21 protein-coding genes are annotated in these 20,789 nt (G+C 58.4%); 17 read left to right on the top strand and 4 right to left on the bottom strand.

Annotated features, from left to right (window positions below):
• Nucleotides 1-76: 76 nt before the first annotated feature.
• Both Q1B27_RS18410 and Q1B27_RS18405 read left to right on the top strand, forming a co-directional pair.
• On the top strand, nucleotides 77-1,321 hold the full coding sequence (locus Q1B27_RS18410) for a sarcosine oxidase subunit beta family protein (RefSeq protein ID WP_299849705.1): 1,245 nt from the start codon (nucleotides 77-79) through the stop codon (nucleotides 1,319-1,321).
• Between the two features lie 169 nt (nucleotides 1,322-1,490).
• Nucleotides 1,491-1,766, top strand: a complete 276-nt coding sequence (locus Q1B27_RS18405) for a hypothetical protein (protein WP_299849703.1) — start codon at nucleotides 1,491-1,493, stop codon at nucleotides 1,764-1,766.
• Nucleotides 1,767-1,860: 94 nt separating this feature from the next.
• On the opposite strand, the gene Q1B27_RS18400 is transcribed toward Q1B27_RS18405, so the two are convergent.
• On the bottom strand, nucleotides 1,861-2,025 hold the full coding sequence (locus Q1B27_RS18400) for a hypothetical protein (protein WP_299849701.1): 165 nt from the start codon (nucleotides 2,023-2,025) through the stop codon (nucleotides 1,861-1,863).
• A gap of 50 nt (nucleotides 2,026-2,075) precedes the next feature.
• Between Q1B27_RS18400 and Q1B27_RS18395 the strand changes: the two genes are divergently transcribed.
• From Q1B27_RS18395 to Q1B27_RS18380, 4 genes are all read left to right on the top strand, one after another.
• Nucleotides 2,076-2,405: a sarcosine oxidase subunit delta gene (locus Q1B27_RS18395; protein WP_299849699.1), complete on the top strand. Its 330-nt coding sequence runs from the start codon at nucleotides 2,076-2,078 to the stop codon at nucleotides 2,403-2,405.
• On the top strand, nucleotides 2,402-5,440 hold the full coding sequence (locus Q1B27_RS18390) for a sarcosine oxidase subunit alpha family protein (RefSeq protein WP_299849697.1): 3,039 nt from the start codon (nucleotides 2,402-2,404) through the stop codon (nucleotides 5,438-5,440). The genes Q1B27_RS18395 and Q1B27_RS18390 overlap by 4 nt, the downstream gene beginning before the upstream one ends.
• Nucleotides 5,433-6,002: a sarcosine oxidase subunit gamma gene (locus Q1B27_RS18385; protein ID WP_299849695.1), complete on the top strand. Its 570-nt coding sequence runs from the start codon at nucleotides 5,433-5,435 to the stop codon at nucleotides 6,000-6,002. Before Q1B27_RS18390 ends, Q1B27_RS18385 begins: the two co-directional genes overlap by 8 nt.
• 263 nt (nucleotides 6,003-6,265) lie before the next feature.
• Nucleotides 6,266-6,865: a superoxide dismutase gene (locus tag Q1B27_RS18380; RefSeq protein ID WP_299849693.1), complete on the top strand. Its 600-nt coding sequence runs from the start codon at nucleotides 6,266-6,268 to the stop codon at nucleotides 6,863-6,865.
• 120 nt (nucleotides 6,866-6,985) lie between these two features.
• Here Q1B27_RS18380 and Q1B27_RS18375 read toward each other — a convergent pair whose 3' ends face one another.
• Nucleotides 6,986-8,605: an EAL domain-containing protein gene (locus tag Q1B27_RS18375; RefSeq protein WP_299849691.1), complete on the bottom strand. Its 1,620-nt coding sequence runs from the start codon at nucleotides 8,603-8,605 to the stop codon at nucleotides 6,986-6,988.
• 63 nt (nucleotides 8,606-8,668) lie between these two features.
• Between Q1B27_RS18375 and Q1B27_RS18370 the strand changes: the two genes are divergently transcribed.
• A complete protein-coding gene (locus tag Q1B27_RS18370; protein ID WP_299849689.1) occupies nucleotides 8,669-8,905 on the top strand; it encodes a hypothetical protein in 237 nt (78 codons plus the stop codon).
• Between the two features lie 39 nt (nucleotides 8,906-8,944).
• Here the strand turns inward: Q1B27_RS18370 and Q1B27_RS18365 are convergent, their stop codons facing one another.
• Nucleotides 8,945-9,682, bottom strand: a complete 738-nt coding sequence (locus Q1B27_RS18365; RefSeq protein ID WP_299849687.1) for a GntR family transcriptional regulator — start codon at nucleotides 9,680-9,682, stop codon at nucleotides 8,945-8,947.
• A 98-nt stretch (nucleotides 9,683-9,780) separates the two neighbouring features.
• Between Q1B27_RS18365 and Q1B27_RS18360 the strand changes: the two genes are divergently transcribed.
• The 6 genes from Q1B27_RS18360 (at nucleotide 9,781) to Q1B27_RS18335 (ending at nucleotide 14,720) form a co-directional block, all read left to right on the top strand.
• A complete protein-coding gene (locus Q1B27_RS18360; protein WP_299849999.1) occupies nucleotides 9,781-10,557 on the top strand; it encodes a DUF2182 domain-containing protein in 777 nt (258 codons plus the stop codon).
• 3 nt (nucleotides 10,558-10,560) lie between these two features.
• A complete protein-coding gene (locus Q1B27_RS18355; RefSeq protein WP_299849685.1) occupies nucleotides 10,561-11,265 on the top strand; it encodes a DUF1326 domain-containing protein in 705 nt (234 codons plus the stop codon).
• Entirely contained in the window at nucleotides 11,266-12,369 is a 1,104-nt protein-coding gene (locus Q1B27_RS18350) for a dimethylsulfoniopropionate demethylase (protein WP_299849683.1), read from the top strand.
• Between the two features lie 67 nt (nucleotides 12,370-12,436).
• Nucleotides 12,437-13,429, top strand: coding sequence for an acryloyl-CoA reductase (gene acuI, locus Q1B27_RS18345; RefSeq protein WP_299849996.1), 993 nt, complete (start codon nucleotides 12,437-12,439; stop codon nucleotides 13,427-13,429).
• Between the two features lie 150 nt (nucleotides 13,430-13,579).
• Nucleotides 13,580-14,107 carry a hypothetical protein gene (locus Q1B27_RS18340; RefSeq protein WP_299849682.1) on the top strand — a complete coding sequence of 176 codons (528 nt, stop codon included), beginning with the start codon at nucleotides 13,580-13,582 and terminating at the stop codon, nucleotides 14,105-14,107.
• A 109-nt stretch (nucleotides 14,108-14,216) separates the two neighbouring features.
• Nucleotides 14,217-14,720: a GNAT family N-acetyltransferase gene (locus Q1B27_RS18335; RefSeq protein WP_299849680.1), complete on the top strand. Its 504-nt coding sequence runs from the start codon at nucleotides 14,217-14,219 to the stop codon at nucleotides 14,718-14,720.
• Between the two features lie 7 nt (nucleotides 14,721-14,727).
• On the opposite strand, the gene Q1B27_RS18330 is transcribed toward Q1B27_RS18335, so the two are convergent.
• Nucleotides 14,728-16,329 (bottom strand): choline dehydrogenase, encoded by a 1,602-nt coding sequence (locus Q1B27_RS18330; RefSeq protein ID WP_299849678.1) that lies wholly within the window; start codon nucleotides 16,327-16,329, stop codon nucleotides 14,728-14,730.
• Nucleotides 16,330-16,442: 113 nt separating this feature from the next.
• On the opposite strand from Q1B27_RS18330, the gene Q1B27_RS18325 reads away from it, so the two are divergent.
• The 4 genes from Q1B27_RS18325 (at nucleotide 16,443) to Q1B27_RS18310 (ending at nucleotide 20,572) form a co-directional block, all read left to right on the top strand.
• Complete coding sequence (locus tag Q1B27_RS18325) at nucleotides 16,443-17,675, top strand: TRAP transporter substrate-binding protein (protein ID WP_299849676.1); 1,233 nt, start codon at nucleotides 16,443-16,445, stop codon at nucleotides 17,673-17,675.
• Nucleotides 17,676-17,758: 83 nt separating this feature from the next.
• Nucleotides 17,759-18,430: a TRAP transporter small permease gene (locus Q1B27_RS18320; protein ID WP_299849674.1), complete on the top strand. Its 672-nt coding sequence runs from the start codon at nucleotides 17,759-17,761 to the stop codon at nucleotides 18,428-18,430.
• Nucleotides 18,427-19,785, top strand: a complete 1,359-nt coding sequence (locus Q1B27_RS18315; RefSeq protein WP_299849672.1) for a TRAP transporter large permease — start codon at nucleotides 18,427-18,429, stop codon at nucleotides 19,783-19,785. The genes Q1B27_RS18320 and Q1B27_RS18315 overlap by 4 nt, the downstream gene beginning before the upstream one ends.
• A gap of 7 nt (nucleotides 19,786-19,792) precedes the next feature.
• Nucleotides 19,793-20,572: an IclR family transcriptional regulator gene (locus Q1B27_RS18310; RefSeq protein ID WP_299849670.1), complete on the top strand. Its 780-nt coding sequence runs from the start codon at nucleotides 19,793-19,795 to the stop codon at nucleotides 20,570-20,572.
• The last annotated feature ends 217 nt before the right edge of the window (nucleotides 20,573-20,789 follow it).

The raw sequence follows: 20,789 nt of genomic DNA, 5'->3' as shown, positions 1-20,789 counted from the left end.
CTTTTACCCGGGGATAAGGCGCATTACATCCCCAACTGCTGCCATCTGCGAATCCACCCCAAACCCGAGAGCGCGCATGAAACGTTATTCCGCCTTTGCCGTCGCCCGTGAAGCCGCCCGTTTCCACATGGGATGGGAGCGGGCCTGGGCCTCCCCCGAACCGAAAGCCAAATATGATGTGATCATCATCGGTGCAGGCGGGCACGGCCTGGCCACCGCCTATTATCTGGGCAAGAACTTCGGCATTACCAATGTCGCGGTGCTGGAAAAAGGCTGGCTGGGCGGTGGCAACACCGGTCGCAACACCACCATCATCCGCTCGAACTACCTACAGGATCCGTCGGCCGCGATCTACGAAAAGGCGCGCAGCCTGTACGAAACCATGAGCCAGGATCTGAACTATAACGTCATGTTCAGCCCGCGCGGCGTGATCATGTTGGCCCAGACCGAGCATGAGGTCCGTGGCTACAAGCGCACGGCCCATGCCAACGCGCTGCAAGGTGTCACGACCGAATTCATCACCCCCGCGCGGGTCAAGGAAATCGTGCCGATTATCAACCTCGAAGGGCCGCGCTATCCGGTGCTGGGCGGTCTCTGGCAGGCGCGCGGCGGCACAGCGCGTCACGATGCGGTGGCCTGGGGCTATGCGCGGGCCTGCTCGGACATGGGCATGCACATCATCCAGAAATGCGAAGTCACCGGTGTGCGCACCGAGGCAGGCAAGGTCGTGGGTGTCACCACCAGCAAGGGCGATATCGACTGCAACAAGTTGGGCATGGTCGTGGCCGGCAACGCGGGTCACGTCGCGGATATGGCGGGCTTCCGTCTGCCAGTTGAATCCGTGGCGCTGCAAGCGCTGGTTTCCGAGCCGATCAAACCCTGCATGGATTGTGTTGTCATGGCCAATACCGTGCACGGCTACATGTCCCAGTCCGACAAGGGCGAAATGGTCATCGGTGGCGGCACCGACGGGTTCAACAATTATACCCAGCGCGGCTCTTTCCACCATATCGAGGAAACCGTGCGTGCATTGGTCGAAACCTTCCCGATGGTCGCGCGCCTGAAAATGCTGCGCCAATGGGGCGGCATCGTCGACGTCACAGGCGACCGCTCCCCGATCATCGGCACCACCCCGGTTGAGGGTATCTTCATCAACTGTGGCTGGGGAACCGGCGGCTTCAAGGCAATCCCGGGCTCGGGCTGGGGCTTTGCCGAACTGATGGCCAAGGGCCATTCCCCGCTGACCGAGGCATTTGGCCTCAACCGTTTCTACGAAGGCCGCTTTATCGACGAAAGCGTCGCCGCTGGGGTCGCGCACTGATGCGCGTCCGGCGCACCATAATGATCCGGGGGGACCGGGCGGAATCTGGCCGAGGCCACACCACGCAATTCGCGGGGTTTGGCCGGTTTTGGCCGGGGATTTCCGCTTATCCTTCTCAACCTCTGGCTGCATCCCCATCCTTGTTTTTGCAAGGAAAGGAGACCATGCCATGTCAAATTACGATCAATGGCGCGACTCGCATAATTTCTCGCGTGGCGCGATGGACACCGGTAGCACCGGGTCCGGGCTGCTCTGGCTTTTCGCCGCAATTGCGGTCCTGGGCGTGCTTATACTTGTCGGCTCGCTCGGCGGTGGCTCAACCTCGGTTGAACATCCGGGCGGTGCGGGCGCTGACCCAATTGTCGTCCCGGTTGAACCGGACGCGGGCGCTGGCGCCACAAGCTCGACCGGCGCAGAATCAGCCGGCACAGTCCCTATCGAATAATACCAAATCTCACGTGAACGCTTTGGGCGGGGGCCAATCGGTGCCCGCCCTTGGCGTGTTTTCCGGTAGTGACCGTTCTGCGGATGCCAAAGGATCAGTGGTTGCCCGGCCACCAGCTGGGACCGCCGCCTTTCGCGCGGTTGTTCGTGCTGTCGCCGTCGCGACCCATTCCCCGAAATACCACGATGATTGCAATCAGAAGAATGGCCGCCAACGGGGCGATCTTCAGAAGATTGATAACGAGAGAGCCGTCTTCCATGCGGTTCAACCTAAGAACGCAGCGCTTCAATTTCCAGAAGGAGCCGTAATATGCTGATCCTGACCTGCCCTTGCTGCGGCGTCACCGGCGAGGAAACCGAATTCCACGCCGGCGGCGAAGCGCATATCAAACGTTTCGGCCCCGGTACGTCGGACGAAGATTTCCATGGCTACATGTTCGCCAAGGAAAACGCCAAGGGCGTGCATTTCGAACGCTGGCGGCACAATAACGGCTGCGGCAAGTGGTTTCATGCCGCGCGCTGCACCACCACGCTCGAGGTTTTCGGCACCTATAGTGCGCAGACCTATGAGCCCCCGAAAGACATCAAGGACAAAATCTCGGCCAAGCGGCCGGGCTGGAGCTGGAGAGAGTTCGCATGAGCACACGTCTGGCCACGGGCGGCCGCCTTCTGAACAAGGACCGCGCGTATAATTTCACCTTCAACGGCAAACGTCTGACCGGCTATCCGGGCGATACGCTGGCCTCGGCGCTTTTGGCCAACGATCAGATGCTGATCGGCCGGTCGTTCAAATACCACCGCCCGCGCGGCGTGGTCGCCAGTGGCGCCGAAGAGCCCAACGGCATCGTCGGCATGGGCGAGGGCGCGGCGTTCGAGCCGAACCAGCGCGTTACTACAACCGAGCTGTTTGAAGGCCTGACCTGCGCCAGCCAGAACCACTGGCCCAGCCTCGAATTCGACGTGGGCGCGATCAACACCAAACTGTCGCGCTTCCTGCCGGCGGGCTTCTACTACAAGACCTTCATCAGCCCGCGGCCGTTCTGGAAACATGTATACGAGCCGATCATCCGCAAATCCGCCGGTCTGGGCAAAGCTCCGAAAGAGCGGGATCAGGACAAGTACGAGCATTTCTACGCCTTTGCCGATGTCGTTGTCATCGGCGGCGGTGTGGCGGGGCTTCAGGCGGCGCGCGCCGCTGGCAAGGCTGGTGCCAAGGTGCTGTTGATGGAGCAGACCGCCCATTGGGGTGGCCGTGCGCCGGTTGACGGCGGCACCATTAACGAAGGTAAAGAAAAAGTTAATCAGACGCCTGTGGATAAGTTCGTGGACGAAATCGTCGCGGAACTGGAGGCGATGCCGAATGTGACCCTGCGCACCCGGATGATGGGCGCCGGGGTTTACGACCACGGCTATGTTCTGGGTTACGAGCGGGTGAATGACCACCAGCCGGGTGCCGCTGGCCCCCGCCATCGCCTGTGGCGTGTCCGCGCGGGTCATATCGTCACCGCGACCGGCGCCATCGAACGCCCGCTCAGCTTTGCCGGAAACGATATTCCGGGCGTGCTGCTGGCCTCTGCCGTGCGCGATTACGCGGTGAATTACGGTGTCTCGATCGGGGACCGGACAGTTGTCGTAACCAATAACGACGATGCTTACCTAACGGCAATCACCCTTAAAAAGCTGGGGCTCGACGTTCCGGTGATCCTGGACGCACGGGTTCTGCCAGAAGACAGCGCCCTGATGGCCGAGGCCAAGGCCCTGGGCATCCGCGTGATGATGGGCCACGCCGTGGCGTCGGTCAAAGGTGGCAAGCGCGTCACCGGGGTCGAGATTTGCAGCCAGGCGGGCGAAGGTGCCGTGCTTGAAACCGTGGATTGCGATGCTGTCGCCATGTCGGGCGGCTGGTCGCCAGTGGTGCATCTCTGGTCCCATTGCGGCGGCAAGCTGACCTGGAACAGCGATTTCGCCATGTTCCAGCCGGATGTGGATAATCCGCCCAAAGGTGTGGATGGAGAAGGTTTTGTAACCGCTGCCGGATCCGCCAATGGCGAGCTTGATCTGAACGGTGTTCTGGCCGATGCGGACGCCGCTGGCAAAGCCGCCGCCAAGGCCACCGGTCACACGCCGGGCAAGGCCAAGACCCCAACCGCAGAGACGGCCGAACAGGCCCCGATGGCGCCGGTCTGGCTGATGCCGCAGGGCGCGGGCATCAAGAAGCGGATGAAAGCCTGGCTGGATTATCAGAATGACGTCAAGGTCAGCGATGTGCAACTGGCTGCCCGCGAAGGGTTCGAAAGCGTCGAACACGCCAAGCGTTATACCACGCTGGGCATGGCGACCGATCAGGGCAAGCTGAGCAATATCAACGGTCTGGCGATCCTGTCGGATGCGCTCAACCAGCCGATCCCGCAGACCGGCACCACCACGTTCCGCCCGCCCTATACACCGATCTCGCTGGCCGCGATCGCCGGCGAGGCGCGGGATGAACGGTTCCAGCCCATTCGCAAGACGCCGATCCATGGCTGGCACGAAGAAAACGGCGCGTTCTTTGAACCCGTCGGCCAGTGGCGCCGCCCCTATTGCTATCAGAAACCGGGTGAAACCGTGCATGGCGCGGTCAAGCGCGAGATCAACCAGACCCGCGACAAGCTGGGCCTGCTGGATGCCTCGACCTTGGGCAAGATCATCGTCAAGGGCCCCGATGCGGGCAAATTCCTGGACATGCTCTACACCAACATGATGTCGACGCTAAAGCCCGGCAAATGCCGCTATGGCCTGATGTGCAACGAAAACGGCTTCCTGTCGGATGACGGTGTCGTGGCGCGGATCGACGATGAAACATTCCTCTGCCACACCACCACCGGCGGGGCCGAAACGATCCACGGCCATATGGAAGAATGGCTTCAGACCGAATGGTGGGACTGGAAAGTCTATACCGCCAACGTGACCGAGCAATTTGCCCAGATCGCCGTGGTCGGACCGCAAGCCCGCAAGACGCTGGAAAAGCTGACCGATGCGGATATCAGCGGCGAGGCGCTGCCCTTCATGTCCTGGGCCGATATCACCCTGGGTGATGGCATTCCGGCGCGGGCCTACCGCATCTCGTTCTCGGGCGAGCTGAGCTATGAGATTGCCGTGCCCGCCAGCCGGGGTCGCGAGCTTTGGGATCTGCTGCTGGCTGTGGGGGCCGAGGATGGCATCACCCCCTATGGCACCGAGGGCCTGCATGTGATGCGTGCTGAAAAGGGCTTCATCATGATCGGCGACGAAACCGATGGCACGGTGATCCCGCAGGACCTGAACATGCAATGGGCGATTTCCAAGAAGAAAGAAGATTTCCTTGGCAAACGCGCGCAGGAACGCAGCCATATGGCCGATCCGAACCGCTGGAAACTGGTGGGGCTGGAAACCGTCGATGGCTCGGTGCTGCCGGATGGCGCGTATTGCGTGGCCGAGGGCAGCAATGCCAATGGTCAGCGCAATGTGCAGGGTCGGGTCACCTCGACCTATTATTCGCCGACGCTCGACAAGGGTATCGCCATGGGTCTTGTGCTGCACGGTCCGGACCGCATGGGCGAAGTCATCGACATTCCCAAGGTGGATGGCAGCATCGTAAAGGCGAAAATCGTCGATCCCATCTTCTACGACAAGGACGGGGAGAAGCAGAATGTCTAAGCCAGTAAGCGCGCTTGATGGCGCCACCTATCAGGGCTTTGCCAAGGTCGAGGAACTGGGCCTGCGCGGTATGATCACCATTCGTGGCGATCTGAAATCCGCCGGGATGAAGAAAGCCGCCAGCACCGCGATCGGCCTTGATGTGCCGGGCCAGCGCGAGGTCAATATGACGGGCGAGAACGCCCTGGCCTGGATGTCACCGGACGAATTGCTGGCCCTGGTCCCGTATGAAGAGGTTGGCGACAAGATCGCCGCCATCGACAAGGCCCTGAAAGGTAAGCATTATCTGGCGGTCAATGTCTCCGACGCCCGCGCGATTTTCCGCGTGACCGGCGGCGGCGCGCGCGAGGTCATCGCCAAGCTTTCGCCAGTCGATATGTCGTCTGATGCCTTTCCTGCGGGTCAGATTCGCCGTACCCGCATGGCGCAGGTGCCAGCGGCTTTCTGGGTCGATGAAGAGGGGGGCATCATCATCATCTGCTTCCGCTCGGTCGCGGAATACGTTTTCAACCTGCTCAAAGGCGCGGCCGAGAACGGCAGCCAGGTGGGCTATCTGAGCTAACGTTTGGTGCCGTTATGACGATGCCACCCTTCGCAAAAGGGGGCATCGTCAAAATTTGGAGATGATCGTGGCCGGCTAGGCGGACGATGCCGCGTTCTCTCGCCGCGGGCAGATATGCGCCGGCCTTGGGGGGAAATTAAGTCAAAGCCTGCCACGGCCTCGGTCCTGACAGGGCTGGAACTTTAAGAACAGGCTTGACGTTATCCCCTCAGGCCTACCATGTATGGCCATGAGATTTTGAACCAACGAACAGGGGGCCCAAAATGGCTTTTGAACTTCCCGATCTTCCTTACGCCCATGATGCGCTGACCGATAACGGCATGTCGAAAGAGACGCTGGAATATCACCACGACCTGCATCACAAGGCCTATGTCGACAATGGCAACAAGCTGATCGCGGGCACCGAATGGGACGGTAAGTCGCTGGAAGAGATCATCACCGGCACCTATGACGCCAATGCTGTGGCCCAGTCCGGTATCTTCAACAACATCAGCCAACTTTGGAACCACAACCAGTTCTGGGAGATGATGGGACCGGGTTCCTCGGCCATGCCGTCCGAGCTGGAAAGCGCCATCACCGACAGCTTTGGCAGCGTGGATGAATTCAAATCGCAATTCTCCGCCGCCGGTGCCGGTCAGTTTGGCTCGGGCTGGTGCTGGTTGGTCAAGAACGCCGATGGCGGTCTGGCCGTGACCAAGACCGAAAACGGTGTGAACCCGCTCTGCTTCGGCCAGACGGCACTTCTTGGCTGCGACGTGTGGGAACATTCCTACTACATCGACTTCCGCAACAAGCGCCCTGCCTACCTGACCAACTTCCTCGATCATCTGGTGAACTGGGAAAACGTCGCCTCGCGGATGTAACACCGGCGCGACTATCGAAAAACCTTGTCGATTGAGAGCATCGTTCGTGACACGCGAGCGGTGCTCTTTTCTTTGGGGTCTGCGCGGGGCCAAATCCGCAAACCGTTTTTTGACCAAGACTTAGCCAGCACCACGAAAAGGTTTGAGAACCTCAAAGTTTTCTTCTTCTGGATCGACGTGAAGATTGCCCCACTTGGATTCCAGCAACCACGAAATCTGCTCGGCAGGCACCGCCTTTTCGAATAGGAACCCCTGTCCCAATGAGCAGTCCAGCGATTGCAGAAAACCGAGATCTTCGGTGGATTCGATCCCTTCTGCCGTCACATCCAGATCAAGCCCGTTTGCAAGCGCCATGATCCCCGAGACGATTTTCTGATTTTGTGGCTCTGCTGCGATATTGGTGACAAAGCTTCGGTCAATCTTTATCTGGTCGAATGGCAGCTGCCGCAGGCTTGCCAGGCTGGAATAGCCGGTGCCGAAATCATCAAGGGCGACGGCAACGCCAATCCCTTTCAGGGCATTCAGCTTTGTTCGTGCCACGTCAAAATCGTTGATGACCGAACTTTCGGTGATTTCGATTGTCAGCCGGTTCGCATCAAACTCACATTCCTGCAATATCGCCTTGATTTGATCCACAAGCTTGGGATCCTGAAACTGATAGGGCGAGACATTGAACGAAATCGAAAGGTCCGGATCCCACTCCCCAGCAGCCATGCAGGCGCGTCGCAAGATACCAAGACCAAGACTGCCGACCTGACCGCTGTCTTCGGCAATTGGAATGAACACATTAGGCGGAATGTGACCGTGGGTTTTATGTTGCCAACGCGCCAGAACCTCAAATCCAATAAGCTTTTTCGAGTCAATCTGGATGATCGGCTGAAACCAGGGTTCGATTTCAGATTTGAGGATTGCTTCTCGCAGATCAGCTTCAATCTCAGCACGCGCATGAGACTGACGATCCAGTTCTGCATCGTACCAGGCAAATTGGCTACGGCCTTCGTTCTTTGCCGTGTACAGAGCTTTATCCGCTCGTCGCAACGCCTCCACACAGGATGTTGCGGTATTCCATTTGACCAGTCCGATGCTACCGCTGATGAAGATCTGGCCATCCTCAAACGCCACGGCCTGTTCCATCGTGTGCAGCAGGCGCCGGGCAATACGCTCGACCTGAACCACACCGGCCGAGGGGTCGAAAATCACCGCGAACTCATCGCCGCCCAGCCGCGCAAGAACGGCCTCTGGACCGATTTCTTCGCGCAAGCGTCGCGCGACGGTCTGAAGCGTATGATCACCCGCTGCGTGGCCGTGCAGATCATTGACCGGTTTGAACCTGTCCAGATCAATCATCGCGACAATGCGTTCGTTCGAACCGGCGGCCTGTTCTTCGATTTGTTCCATCGCAGACGAGAATGCGCGGCGATTCATCAATCCCGTCAAGGGGTCGTGCCGGGCATTCTTTTCGGCGCGTTGACGCTGAAATTCGCGTTCACGAACAAGTCTTTTGAGTCTGTGCCACTGAAAAATTGCTGAAAAAACCAACGCTATCGTCAGATTTACGATCAACAGCGCGAACTCATCAAGATCCCAGTCTTCATGGGCGCGGCTATATTCATAGAAGCGTTCAAACAGCTCCATCTCTGCCAGTATGGGCCAGGTCACGACAGCCGATAGGAAAAACAAAATCGGTATGGCGAAATTCTTGATGAAGCGCCGGAATGCCAGGGGTGAAACAGATGCCATTTTTGCTCAACTTGTTTGGTTCAGGGCAAGTTGCATCAGATTGACCTGCGTTCGGGTAAACCAATGGCCAAAAAATGTTTCGGAATTTATCAAATTGCGGCACCGCGCAAATCATGTTGCCGCTGGGATCTGACGGGCCGGCTGAATTTGTTGCGCGAAAGGTTTGATCAGATCGCCCGGGGCGGTTGCCGTCCGTACGCCCTGTTAACCCGGCAAAACACCGATTTCGACACCGACGTAATACCGACAAAATACCGACGTTATACCGACATGGGTTTTCACATGATTTCAGGGCGTTAATGGCGATTCGCTGCCCTGACACCCTGTCGTGGCGAAAAGCTAAACCTGCCGGGTCTTTTGCCGGGCGGCCATCACATCGCGGGCCAGGGTCAGCGTATAGGCTTCCAACTCGTGCAGCGCGGTCTCGGCCGCTTGCGCATCCGTGTCCTCGACCGCGTCGGCGATCCGCGTGTGCAGGCGCACGATCTCCTCGCGCGACCGGGCGGTGAAGGTGATCATGTTCATCAACGGTTGCATCGCTTCGACAGCACCCGCCAGTTGATAGGACAGTACCGGGTTGCACGCCGCATCCACCAAGGCCCGGTGAAAAGTCACGTCCGAAGCACAGAACGACTCGTCGCTCAGTCCGGGGTGTCCCTGACGGTGAATTTCAGCCCGCATCGTCGCTAGGTGGTCCGGTGTTCGACGCTCCGCCGACAAGGGGGTACAGGCCCGTTCCAGCGCATAACGCGCCTCGCAGGCAACATCAAAACTGACCGCATTCATACTCAACAGAAGGGTCGAGGTGGTGATCTGCTGGCCGTAAGCCTCCTCGTAGCTCAGCTTATTCACGAAGGCGCCGCCAAAGGCCCCGCGCTGGGTGCGGATCAGCGATTGTGCTGCAAGCCTTTTCAGCGCCTCGCGCACCGTCGGGCGAGAGACCTCGAACTGGTCTGCCAGCTCGGCCTCGGAGGGCAGGCGTTCATCCACGATCATATCACCGCTCACGATGGCATCGCGAATGGCCTGCGCGATCTGCGCTGACAGATCAGCTTTCTTATCCGGGTCAATTTTCATTTGTCTTACATTTAAATGTCTGACATTTTAAAAGCAACCCCAAGAACGCCCCCTGAGTCGGAGGAAAAACCTCGGTGCGCGCCATCCTACTAACCCCGATGCGGAGCCTGCTTTGGCTGGGCTTTTTCGCCGCCATCCTGGCGTCGTGGTGGGTGATGTATGTGATGGCGATGGACATGGATCTTGACCTGATCGGTCGCCCGGGGGCCTCGGGGCAGGTGATGCGCGAGATGGACCCGCGCATGGATATGTATATGCCGATGGCGCATTTCGGGCCGCTATTCATAATGTGGGCGATCATGATGGCGGCGATGATGCTGCCAACACTGGTGCCGACCCTGCGCAGCTACGAGGATCTGATGATCAGCGCCAATGGCAATCGCGCGGGCTGGCTTGGTGTTTTGCTGGGCTATTTCGTCGTTTGGGTCGCTTTTGCCGCGCTGATCACGGCTGTGCAACTGGCGCTGCTTTTCGGTGGCGTGATCGACATGCTGGGCATCGCCAAGTCCCCTATTTTTGCAGGGCTTTTGCTGCTTGCGGTAGGGGCATTCCAGTTCACCCGGGCCAAGGAAATCTGCCACGGCGTCTGCCACAGCCCGATGATGTATTTCCTGGGTCATTGGCGCACCGGTTTTGCCGGTGGGTTGCGTATGGGCCTTGGGCTGGGGGCGTTCTGTGTGGGCTGCTGCTGGGGTTTCATGGCGCTGGGTTTCGTCGGTGGGGTGATGAGCCTGCTGTGGATGGGCCTCGCCACGTTTTTTATGGTTCTCGAAAAATTGCCGCAAATCGGTCACCGCGTGACGAAACCGATGGGTGTGGCGCTGATATTCAGCGGGTTGGCCGTAATGGCCCTGCCGCTTGCAAACGGAGGATAATCAATGGCGATCAAACGCAAACCGGATGCCGACAAATTACCGGTGTCGCAACGCATCGACAACCGGATGCCCAACCCCAAGCGACGCAAGATGTCGCCCACGGAATGGGCCATCAAGGGGGAGCTTTTCTTGAACTGCTCCTGCACCGTTTTCTGCCCCTGCGTGGTCAGCCTTGGTGCGCACCCGCCGACCGAAGGCCACTGCCACGCCTGGATGGCCATTGCCATCGACGAGGGCCATTTCGAGGGCGAAGACCTGTCCGGTCTGAACGTCGGCCTGCTGGTCGATATCCCGGGCCGCATGGGCGAAGGCAACTGGCGCGTAGCGGCCTATGTCGACGAGCGCGCAAGCGGCAAGGCCTATAACGGCATTCTGCAGATTTTCTCGGGGCAGGCGGGCGGTACCACCGGCCTTTTCACCATGCTGGTGTCCGAGATCATCGGTGCCGAACGCCAGAAGGTCGAGATCGTCCGTGACGGCAAGAAACGCGGCATCTATATCGGTCGCAAGATCGCCGGAGAGATCGAGATGATCGACGGCCTCAGCCCTGATCACCCGGTGATGGTGACCAATTCGAAATACTGGATGGGCCCCGATATCATCGCTGCCAAAGGCATCAAATCCAAGGTTCGCGACTATGGTCGGGTCTGGGATTTTGGCGGCAAATCAGCCGAGATCTGCCCGATCGATTGGAAAGGCCCGAAATAAATGGCACTGCTATCGCCATCGCGCCGGGTGCGCCGCACGCCGTTTTCAGACGGCGTCGAAGCCCAGGGAATTAAGGCCTATACCGTCTATAACCGCATGATGCTGCCAACGATGTTTGCCAGTGTGGAAGAGGATTATTACCACCTGAAGCAGGCGGTGCAAGTCTGGGATGTGTCCTGTGAACGGCAGGTTCAGGTGCAGGGCTCGGATGCGCTCAGACTGATCCAGATCCTAACCCCGCGAGACCTGAGCAAGATAACCCCGAACCGCTGCATGTATATCCCGGTGACCGATCAGAATGGCGGCATGCTGAACGATCCGGTCCTGCTACAGTCGGGCCCCGAAACCTACTGGATTTCCATCGCCGACAGCGATCTGCTGATGTGGGTCAACGCCATCGCGGCCTGCAACGGGTTTGATGTTGAGGTCAGTGAGCCCGATGTCTCACCATTGGGGGTGCAGGGGCCAAAATCCGACGATCTGATGGCGCAGGTTTTTGGCGAAAAAATCCGCGATCTGAGGTTTTTCGGCTGTGACCGCTTTGAATTCGGTGGCTTTGATTTCCTGATCGCGCGATCGGGCTACTCCAAGCAGGGCGGATTCGAGATTTATGTCGAGGGAACCGAGCGTGGCATGCCGCTCTGGCATGCGCTTTTCGAGGCGGGCCAACCGCTGGATGTGCGGGCAGGAGGACCGAACCTGATCGAGCGCGTGGAAAGCGGCCTGTTGTCTTATGGTAACGACATGACCAGCGATAATTCCCCGCTGGAATGCGGCTTGGGCAAATTTGTCAGCACCAGCCAGTTGGCAACCTGCTTTGGCGGTCGCGCCATGCGCGAAGAGCTGGAAACCGGCAGCGCCCAGATGATCCGGGCCATCGAAATCGACGGGAATTCCGTGCCAGGTTGTGATCGGGCCTGGCCACTTCATGCCGGGGGGGAACAGGTGGGGCAGGTGACATCCGCCACCTGGTCGCCTGATTTCAAGACCAATGTCGCTATCGGCATGGTGGCCCGCGCACATTGGGATGCTGACAGCGAAATTACGGTTGAGACGCCAACCGGCCCACGCGCGGCACGGGTGTGTGACGGGTTCTGGAATTGACGTAAACCAAGGGCAATTGCCCGCCCTGAGTAACCTCGGGGATGATGAAAAGATGAGAGGAATGAAGATGTTCAAGGCACTGGTTGTTGAAAAAGATGAAGAAAGCGGCAAGACAAGCGCCGCTGTCAAAGACCTGAGTTTAGAGGATCTGCCCGAGGGTGAGGTTACGGTGGCGGTCGAATATTCCACCGTCAACTACAAGGACGGGCTTTGCATCGGGCCGGGCGGTGGGTTGGTGCGTAAATACCCGCATGTGCCGGGCATTGATTTTGCCGGCACGGTCGAAGCCTCGTCGGATGATCGCTACAAACCCGGCGACAAAGTTGTGCTGACCGGCTGGCGTGTGGGCGAGGCCCATTGGGGCGGTTACAGCCAAAAGGCCAATGTGCGCGCGGATTGGTTGGTTCCGCTGCCCGACGGCCTTGATACCCGTCAGGCAATGGCCGTGGGCACCGCTGGATTTACCGCGATGCTGGCGGTGATGGCGCTTGAAGATCATGGGCTTGAGCCGGGCCACGGCCCGGTGCTGGTGACCGGGGCTGCGGGGGGTGTTGGCAGCGTGGCCACCGCCATTCTGGCCAATCTCGGCCACGAGGTTGCGGGTGTCACCGGGCGGCCTGACACGGCGGATTACCTGAAATCGCTGGGCGCCACACAGATCGTCGCCCGGGAAGAGATCAACGAGACCACCAAGCGTCCGCTCGAGACGGAAAGCTGGGCGGGCTGCGTCGACGCCGTGGGCGGCACGATGCTGGCGCGGCTTTTGGGGCAAATGAAATACGGTGCCTCGGTTTCGGCGGTCGGTCTGGCGGGTGGCGCGGGCCTGCCTGCGACGGTTATTCCGTTCCTCTTGCGCGGGGTGAACCTGCTGGGGATCGACAGCGTGATGCAACCCTACGACAACCGCGTCCGCGCGTGGAATCGGATTGCCAGCGATCTGCCGATGGACAAGCTTGAGGCGATGATCAATCCGGCGACGCTTGCCGATCTGCCGGGCCTTGGCGCCGATATCCTGAAGGGTCAGGTCAAAGGGCGCGTCGTGGTAGACGTAAACGCCTGAAGTCTTTGAATTAATGTTGAAATTGCAGTGGCGCCCGTGCGAAAGCCCGGGCGCTATTGTTGTTCGATGATAAACAATCGCCCGTTTTGCGCCCCATTTCGGACAAATCGCATCTTTAGTGTTTTCGCGATTGATTTGAGGAGACATGACATGGGTTTCAAATACGATTTCGACATGTTTTCAGTGATCCCCGAAGAAGTGCGCCAGGAGTTTCAAGGCTTTCTCAACGATGTGGGCATGGGTCCCTCGGTGGGTAAGCAGGTGGCCCTGTTCCGCGATCCCACCCTTGTCGAAGCGCTTTCAAGCGCTGACGAGAAAGTCAAAAACCTGTTTCTCGACGCCGGGTTCGGGCTCAATGTCTATGACAGTGGCGCACCCGAGGGGCGATTTCCGGGCCATGACGAGGCGGGGCGAAATGCCTGCGTGCGTAAATTGTCCGAGAATATAGGTGCGTCCCAGAACCTGAAACAGGCGAATTGGGGTGGCTTCAACATCCTTGAATTCGTCGATTACTTCTCTGCTGCCAAACCGATTGACGAGATTGAAATGCAGGCGATTGCCAAGGCGCAACAGGCCCGGAACAAGAAGAAATCGCTGGCGCGCCTCGGCGTGATGGCGGGCGGTGCCATGATCGCTGTATCGGCGGCGGGCATCCTTCTGGGCGCCACCGGCGGGTGATACGACCGGCACGAATATTCAACGACGCACTGGACGACATCCGCCTTCGTATGCAATGCAACAGGCTGTGGACTTGTTCCAGTGCCGAAGGGAAGACCAAAATCCTATGATGGGTGTGCAAAGTTTAAATATCAGATTAGCGCGGGACACTGATTTCGAAGCGATCTGGCCCATTCTGCGCGCCGTCATTCGGGCGGGTGAAACATACGCAATTGACCCCAGGATCAGCCGCGAAGGAGCGTTCGATCTGTGGATGAATGCACCCCGCGCCACCTACGTGGTCGAGGCCGGCGGCGAGGTGTTGGGCACCTATTACATCAAGACCAACCAACCCGGCGGTGGTGCGCATGTCTGCAATTGCGGCTACATGGTAGCCGAGGCGGCGCGGGGGCAGGGGCTTGCCGCGCAAATGTGCGAGCATTCCCAGGCCGAAGCGCTAAAGCTTGGGTACCGCGCGATGCAATATAACCTCGTGCTGGCAACCAATACCCATGCCATTCACCTTTGGCACAAGCTGGGCTTCGATACGGTCGGTCGCTTGCCAATGGCCTTCGATCACCCGAAAATGGGCCTGATCGACGCGCTGGTGATGTACAAGTGGCTGGCCTTCTGATCCAATCTCAGGCCTTGTGATCCTCAAGGATCATGTCACTGGCCTTTTCACCGATCATGATTGCAGGCGCGTTGGTGTTGCCTGACACGATTTCCGGCATGATCGAACAATCCGCCACGCGCAGCCCCCGAATGCCATGCACCCGTAGCCTGTCATCTACTACCGCGTCCTTCCCGCTGCCCATCTTGCAGGTGCCGGTGGGGTGGTAGATCGAGGCGGTATTGTTGCGCGCCCAATCCAGCGTGGCATTGTAATCATCCATATCCAGATCGGCATTAGGCCGAAATTCCTGGGAGATTTTCGAGGTCAGCGGCGGATGTCGCGCGATGGTGCGCGCGATATTGACGCCAGCCACGACTGTTCGGCAGTCGGTCTCTGTCGACAGATAGTTCGGAATGATCTTGGGATAAGTTCTGGGATCAGCGCTGGCCAACCGGATCTCGCCCCGGCTTTCGGGGCGAAGCTGGCAGACCGACATGGTGAAGGCCGAGAATTTATCAGCCCCTTTACCGGGATTCTCCGCCGAAAGTGGCTGTACATGAAACTGAATATCGGGCGTTTCCTGATCTTCGTTGGTCTTCAGAAAACCGGTTGCCAGGCTGGCTGCCATTGTCATTGGACCTGACCGGAACATCAGGTATTTCAACCCGATCTTGGCTTGTCCGAAAAGGCTGCTGACCTCATCGTTCAGTGTGGGCTCATTGCATTTATAAACCAGCCGCGCCTGCAGGTGATCCTGCATGTTCTTGCCGACACCTTTGAGGTCTTTCTTGACCTCGATCCCGTGCTCGGACAGTTGGTCAGCTTCTCCGATGCCCGACACCATCAGCAATTGAGGGGAATTGATCGCGCCGCCACAAAGGACGATCTCGCGTCGCGCAGAAACCGTTTGCAGATTGCCACCGCGATCCCTGTAGCTGACGGCCTTGGCACAATTATCCTCGATTTCGATCTTGTCGACCTGCGCATGGGTGATGATCTGCAGGTTCTCGCGGTCCTTGACCGGTTTCAGATAGGCAACTGCCGAACTGCACCGTCGCCCGTTCTTCGATGTAAGCTGGAAAAACCCGACACCTTCTTGCGAGACGCCGTTATAATCGGGGTTGAACGGGTAGCCCGCCGCTTGCGCCGCAGCAACCCAGGCGTCGGTGATGGGGCGCTGGATGCGCATGTTGGAAACCGATAGCGGTCCCTGATCACCATGATACTCATCCGACCCGCGCTCGTTGTTCTCGGCGCGTTTGAACAGGGGCAGGACATCATCCCAACCCCATCCCTTGTTTCCCATCTGCCGCCAACGGTCATAGTCCTGTGACTGACCGCGCACATAAAGCAATCCGTTCAGCGACGACGACCCGCCCAGCACCTTGCCGCGCGGCCATTCGATCGAGCGCCCGTTCAGCCCCGGATCGGGTTCTGTCTTGTAGCACCAATCAACCTTTGGGTTATGGATGGTTTTGAAATACCCTACAGGGATGTGGATCCAGGGATTGATATCGCGCCCCCCAGCCTCAAGCAGAATGACCCGATTCTTCGGATCAGCGCTCAGGCGGTTGGCCAGCACACACCCAGCCGACCCTGCGCCAATGACGATATAATCAGCCTCCATAATCCGTCCTCCTAACTCTTTCAAAAATAATTCTATGCAGATTGAAAAAAATAAGCTAGTGTTTTTTGAAACAAAAAGTCTCAACCAATGAAACACTTCACGGGAGGAATCAAATGAGTGTATCAAAGAAACTAGGCGGGATTTCGCGCCGCGACCTGTTCAAGCTGGCAGGGCAGTATGGGGTCAGTTCCACGCTGATGGCGGCAGGGACATTCGGCGGTGCAATGAGCATCGGCAATCTAGCCAGTGCCGCGGAATCAACCTATGAAAAGCGCTTTGCCAAAGAGGCCAAACATACGCTGAAATTCGGTGCTTCGGGCTTTAATCCCCAGAACCTGTTGATTGAACGCGCTGGTGCGCTTGAATTCGCGCGCGATCTGGAAAGCCGCACAGATGGCGAAATTCGCGTCGAATTCATCGGCAACAACCAAATCTGCGGACAGCTCAGCTGTGTTGAAAAAGCTCAGCAGGGTATCGTTGATATCTACGCGGCGTCGACCCAGAACTCGGCCGGTGGTGCACCCTATCTCAATGTGCTGGATTACGCCTATATGTTCCCCAGCCGGGCGGCGCAGTACCATTTCCTCTACAGCCCTGATTCGCAGCGCATCCTGCGTGATCCGTTCGAAAAGCGTCACGGGCTGAAATTCCTGTTCTCGCATTGCGAACTGCGCGGCATCCAGTTGGGCCTGAAATACGAAGACGCGCCCACGGTGACCAAGCTGGAAGAACTCTTTGGCACCAAGAACCGTGTCACGGGCACGCAGTTGGGTAGAATCGCCATGCAGGCGCTTAACCTGAATCCGGTTCCTGTTGCCTGGGAAGAAACCCTTGATGGTCTCAAACAAGGCCTGATTGATGGTGCGGAAACATGGGCGTCGGCGGTGGCTTACGCCAACATGTCGCCGGTGGTCAGCCAGTCGGTCGATCTGAAATTCTTCTGCGGTACCGAACACACCGCCATGAATGCCGAAGCCTTCGACAAGCTCGAGGCCAACCTTCAGGACGCAGTCATGGAAAGTGCCTATTGGGCGCAAACCCATGTTCAGGCGGCAAACGAGGCGGCACTGGTCAACACCGTGGGCCATTCCGATCCACAGCTGCCCAACACGATCTTCGCCCAGAACAACGTGCGCAATGCCTTCCTGGCCGATGATCAGATCAAGATGGCCGAGGAAATGTGCTCGCCCGAATTCCAGCCCGATCTGTGGTCGGATTGGCGTGAGCGTATCAACAAATGGGCGGGTGGCATCGACACCTACCAGGAGATCTACGACATCGCGCGTCAGATCCCCAAAGATACGCTGGCTGAAAATGTCGAGCCGCGCCGTTGGTGGAAAGCGTAAGCACTATTCTCTTAGCAAATGGTCAGCCCCTTTTCAGGGGGCTGGCTAACCATTGAAATGTGGCACAGGGACAGGGGACGCGCATGTCTATTTTAGCAGAAGTTGGCGAGATTTTCGCCGCATTCGGAGGCAGGGATTCTTATGATATCAGTCAGGCCCTGCGCGCTGACGGGGCTTGGGTCGTCGGCACGATGATTACATTATTCGGCGGTGCGCTGGTCGTCTGGATCTACAAGATTGCGCCCTTCGTTGAACGCCATATGGAACGCTCGATCATGGTCTGGAGCTACCTGGCGATTGCGGCCATCATTTTCTGGGGGGTAATTGACCGGTTTGTCTTTTCAAACCAGCAACCCTGGTCGACAACGATCCCACCACTTCTATTCATGATCATGGCATGGTTCGGCTGTTCCTATAACGTACGGCTCAGAACCCATCTCAGTTTCAGCGAATTCCGATCCCGCATGCCGCGCGCCGGGCAGATGGCCTGCCTGATGATGGACGCGGCCCTGTGGCTGATCTTCTGCGTGATGATCGTCACCACCACCCTGCGCGTCACCGCCAATTCGGCGTCGAACTTCCAGATCGTGCTGGGCACGGATGATGTGATGCAATGGTGGTTCATCCTGACCGTGCCACTGGCCTTCACGATGATGGCCGCACGGGTTTTTCAAAATGTGCTTGATGATCTTGCCAACTGGCGCAGCGGCGAGCCGCTGATCAAACAAGCTGTCATCGGGGAGGAACCGGCATGACTGACGGAACCTGGGTCACACTGATCTCGCTTGGGGTCACGGGTCTTTTCATGCTGGGTACGCCGGTGCTGCTGATCATCGCCTATTGGGTGATTGGCTGTTCCGCGGTGCTGGGCCTGACACTGGATAACATGGGGGCAGAACTGCTCAACGTGTTCAACAAAGGCTTCGCCCTGCTGGCGATGCCACTCTTCATCCTTACCGGCGACCTGATCAACAAATCCGGTATCGCGCGGCGGCTATCCGATTTCGCGTATTCCTGCCTGGGGTGGCTGCGCGGCGGCCTGGCGATGGCATCGCTTGGTGCCTGCGGGCTGTTTGCGGCAATTTCGGGGTCGAACTCGGCCACCACTGCGACCATCGGGTCAATGCTCCATCCTGAAATGGTCAAAGGCGGCTATGACGAACGCTTCTCGGCGGCCACTGCGGCGGCGGGCGGCACGGTGGGGATCATCATTCCGCCGTCGATCATCTTCATCGTCTACGGCTTCCTGATGAACCTGCCGATCTCGGACCTCTTCGTTGCCGGCATCCTGCCGGGCACGCTGATGGTCGTGGGCATGCAACTGGCCTGCTGGATCATCTGCCGCATGAATGGCTGGGGTTTTCTGATCCCGCTGCAGCTCAACCGTGTTCTGAAAACGGCTTTCGGGGCGTGGCTTGGCTTTTTCGCCATCGGCCTGGTGCTCTGGGGCATCTACACCGGCAAATTCTCTCCGACCGAGGCGGCGGGCGTCACCGTGGGCTTCTGTGTCATCGCCGGTCTGGTCAGCTTCCCGCTGAACAGGCTGATGGGCCATCACGACGCGCAGGAATGGACCGACAAATCCTACCTCGACATGCTGGTGGTCGAAGGCTTTAAAATCCCTGAAATTCCGTCGATCGTCATGCGTTCGGCGCAGATTACCGGTATCCTTGCGCCGCTGATCGCCATCTCGGTGGTGATGCAGCAAATCCTGTCGCTTCTGGGGGCGCAACAGGTGATTGGCGATTTCGTGACCTCTATGGGTGGCTATCACGCGGTGCTCTTTACCTCGATGATCATCGTCTTCGTCTCGGGCATGGTTCTGGAAAGCCTGCCGGTCACGATCATCCTTGCCCCGATCCTTGCGCCGATTGCGGCCTCGGTGGGCGTCGATCCGATCCACTTCTCGGTGATCTTCTTGGTGGGTGCCTCTATCGGCTTCATCACGCCGCCTTATGGCCTTAACCTTTATGTCGCATCAGGCGTCACAGGCGTTCCCTATTTCAGACTGCTGAAGTATACAGTGCCCTATCTTGTATCGTTGATCAGCGTCTGGATACTGGTCTCGCTGGTTCCCGACATTGCACTGTTGTTGTTGCCCAATAGGTAAGTAGCCCATGCCCGAAGACAATCTGACAGGAAAAGAAGGGCAAATCCCCACCAATCTCAGATTGCTCATAATCCTTGAGGAAGTGGCAAGGGCAGGGGTGCCGGTCAAACCGGCAACGATCGGGAAACTGATCGGCCTGCCCAAGCCTACGGTGCACCGCCTGTTCCAGACCGCCGAGGCCGAAGGCTTCCTGCAGCGCGATCTGGACGGTCGGTCCTACGGGCCCGGGCCACGGCTGCGCGATCTGGCGGTCAACATCATGTCGTCACAGCACATGCGCACCGCGCGGCTGGCAATCCTCAAGGATGTCGCCGAAGAGATTGGCGAGACCTGCAACCTTGCCACGCCCGACCGCGAGGGGATGGTTTATCTGGACCGGGTTGAAACCCATTGGCCGCTGCGCATTCAGTTGCCAGTCGGCACGCAGGTTCCATTTCACTGTACCGCCAGCGGCAAAATGTACCTGTCCTCGCTGAAGCCGGCGATGTTCGAGGGTTACCTGTCAGCAGGCCCGTTCGAGGCCGTGACCGAGCGTTCGATCACAAACCCCGATGCGCTTCGCAACGAGGTCGAATTGACACGGGCGCGCGGCTATTCCGTCGATAATGAAGAATTCATGGCCGGCATGACCGCAATTGCCGTGCCGGTCACAGACGCCCAGGGGCGTTTGATGGCAACTTTGTCGGTCCATGTTCCCCTGCCACGACGCACGCTCGAAGATCTCATGACCGCCCTGCCGGTGCTACAGGCCGGTGCGGAAAAGCTGGGGCTGCTGAACCAAAGCTAACCGCTTCCGGAAGGGGCCGGGAATTCGTGGGAACGACCGGCGCAACGCTCTCCGAAACACTCAAAATCCGAATCATATTGAGGAATAGGCTGAATTTTTGGATATCTGACGGTCGATTTTCGGGTGTTCGGCGGTGGCGGTAAGGTAATTTCTGAAAAAAGTCGGGAAAATATGGGAAAATATGTTTCACTGAATTTCTCCACCTAATTATCTATAT

It is taken from the genome of uncultured Roseovarius sp., assembly GCF_947489715.1.
Lineage (GTDB): Bacteria > Pseudomonadota > Alphaproteobacteria > Rhodobacterales > Rhodobacteraceae > Roseovarius.
Note: the sequence above shows the minus strand (reverse complement) of the source record. Positions and strands in the feature narration are given on the sequence as shown.

Bases quoted from the DNA above. Each gene is read 5' to 3' on its own strand.
- Q1B27_RS18380 (WP_299849693.1), top strand. From the start codon at position 6,266: ATGGCTTTTGAACTTCCCGATCTTCCTTACGCCCATGATGCGCTGACC.
- Q1B27_RS18360 (WP_299849999.1), top strand. From the start codon at position 9,781: ATGCGGAGCCTGCTTTGGCTGGGCTTTTTCGCCGCCATCCTGGCGTCG.
- Q1B27_RS18355 (WP_299849685.1), top strand. From the start codon at position 10,561: ATGGCGATCAAACGCAAACCGGATGCCGACAAATTACCGGTGTCGCAA.
- acuI (WP_299849996.1), top strand. From the start codon at position 12,437: ATGTTCAAGGCACTGGTTGTTGAAAAAGATGAAGAAAGCGGCAAGACA.
- Q1B27_RS18330 (WP_299849678.1), bottom strand. From the start codon at position 16,329: ATGGAGGCTGATTATATCGTCATTGGCGCAGGGTCGGCTGGGTGTGTG.
- Q1B27_RS18375 (WP_299849691.1), bottom strand. From the start codon at position 8,605: ATGGCATCTGTTTCACCCCTGGCATTCCGGCGCTTCATCAAGAATTTC.
- Q1B27_RS18390 (WP_299849697.1), top strand. From the start codon at position 2,402: ATGAGCACACGTCTGGCCACGGGCGGCCGCCTTCTGAACAAGGACCGC.
- Q1B27_RS18410 (WP_299849705.1), top strand. From the start codon at position 77: ATGAAACGTTATTCCGCCTTTGCCGTCGCCCGTGAAGCCGCCCGTTTC.
- Q1B27_RS18365 (WP_299849687.1), bottom strand. From the start codon at position 9,682: ATGAAAATTGACCCGGATAAGAAAGCTGATCTGTCAGCGCAGATCGCG.
- Q1B27_RS18340 (WP_299849682.1), top strand. From the start codon at position 13,580: ATGGGTTTCAAATACGATTTCGACATGTTTTCAGTGATCCCCGAAGAA.
- Q1B27_RS18350 (WP_299849683.1), top strand. From the start codon at position 11,266: ATGGCACTGCTATCGCCATCGCGCCGGGTGCGCCGCACGCCGTTTTCA.
- Q1B27_RS18315 (WP_299849672.1), top strand. From the start codon at position 18,427: ATGACTGACGGAACCTGGGTCACACTGATCTCGCTTGGGGTCACGGGT.
- Q1B27_RS18335 (WP_299849680.1), top strand. From the start codon at position 14,217: ATGGGTGTGCAAAGTTTAAATATCAGATTAGCGCGGGACACTGATTTC.
- Q1B27_RS18385 (WP_299849695.1), top strand. From the start codon at position 5,433: ATGTCTAAGCCAGTAAGCGCGCTTGATGGCGCCACCTATCAGGGCTTT.
- Q1B27_RS18310 (WP_299849670.1), top strand. From the start codon at position 19,793: ATGCCCGAAGACAATCTGACAGGAAAAGAAGGGCAAATCCCCACCAAT.
- Q1B27_RS18395 (WP_299849699.1), top strand. From the start codon at position 2,076: ATGCTGATCCTGACCTGCCCTTGCTGCGGCGTCACCGGCGAGGAAACC.
- Q1B27_RS18405 (WP_299849703.1), top strand. From the start codon at position 1,491: ATGTCAAATTACGATCAATGGCGCGACTCGCATAATTTCTCGCGTGGC.
- Q1B27_RS18325 (WP_299849676.1), top strand. From the start codon at position 16,443: ATGAGTGTATCAAAGAAACTAGGCGGGATTTCGCGCCGCGACCTGTTC.
- Q1B27_RS18400 (WP_299849701.1), bottom strand. From the start codon at position 2,025: ATGGAAGACGGCTCTCTCGTTATCAATCTTCTGAAGATCGCCCCGTTG.
- Q1B27_RS18370 (WP_299849689.1), top strand. From the start codon at position 8,669: ATGGCCAAAAAATGTTTCGGAATTTATCAAATTGCGGCACCGCGCAAA.
- Q1B27_RS18320 (WP_299849674.1), top strand. From the start codon at position 17,759: ATGTCTATTTTAGCAGAAGTTGGCGAGATTTTCGCCGCATTCGGAGGC.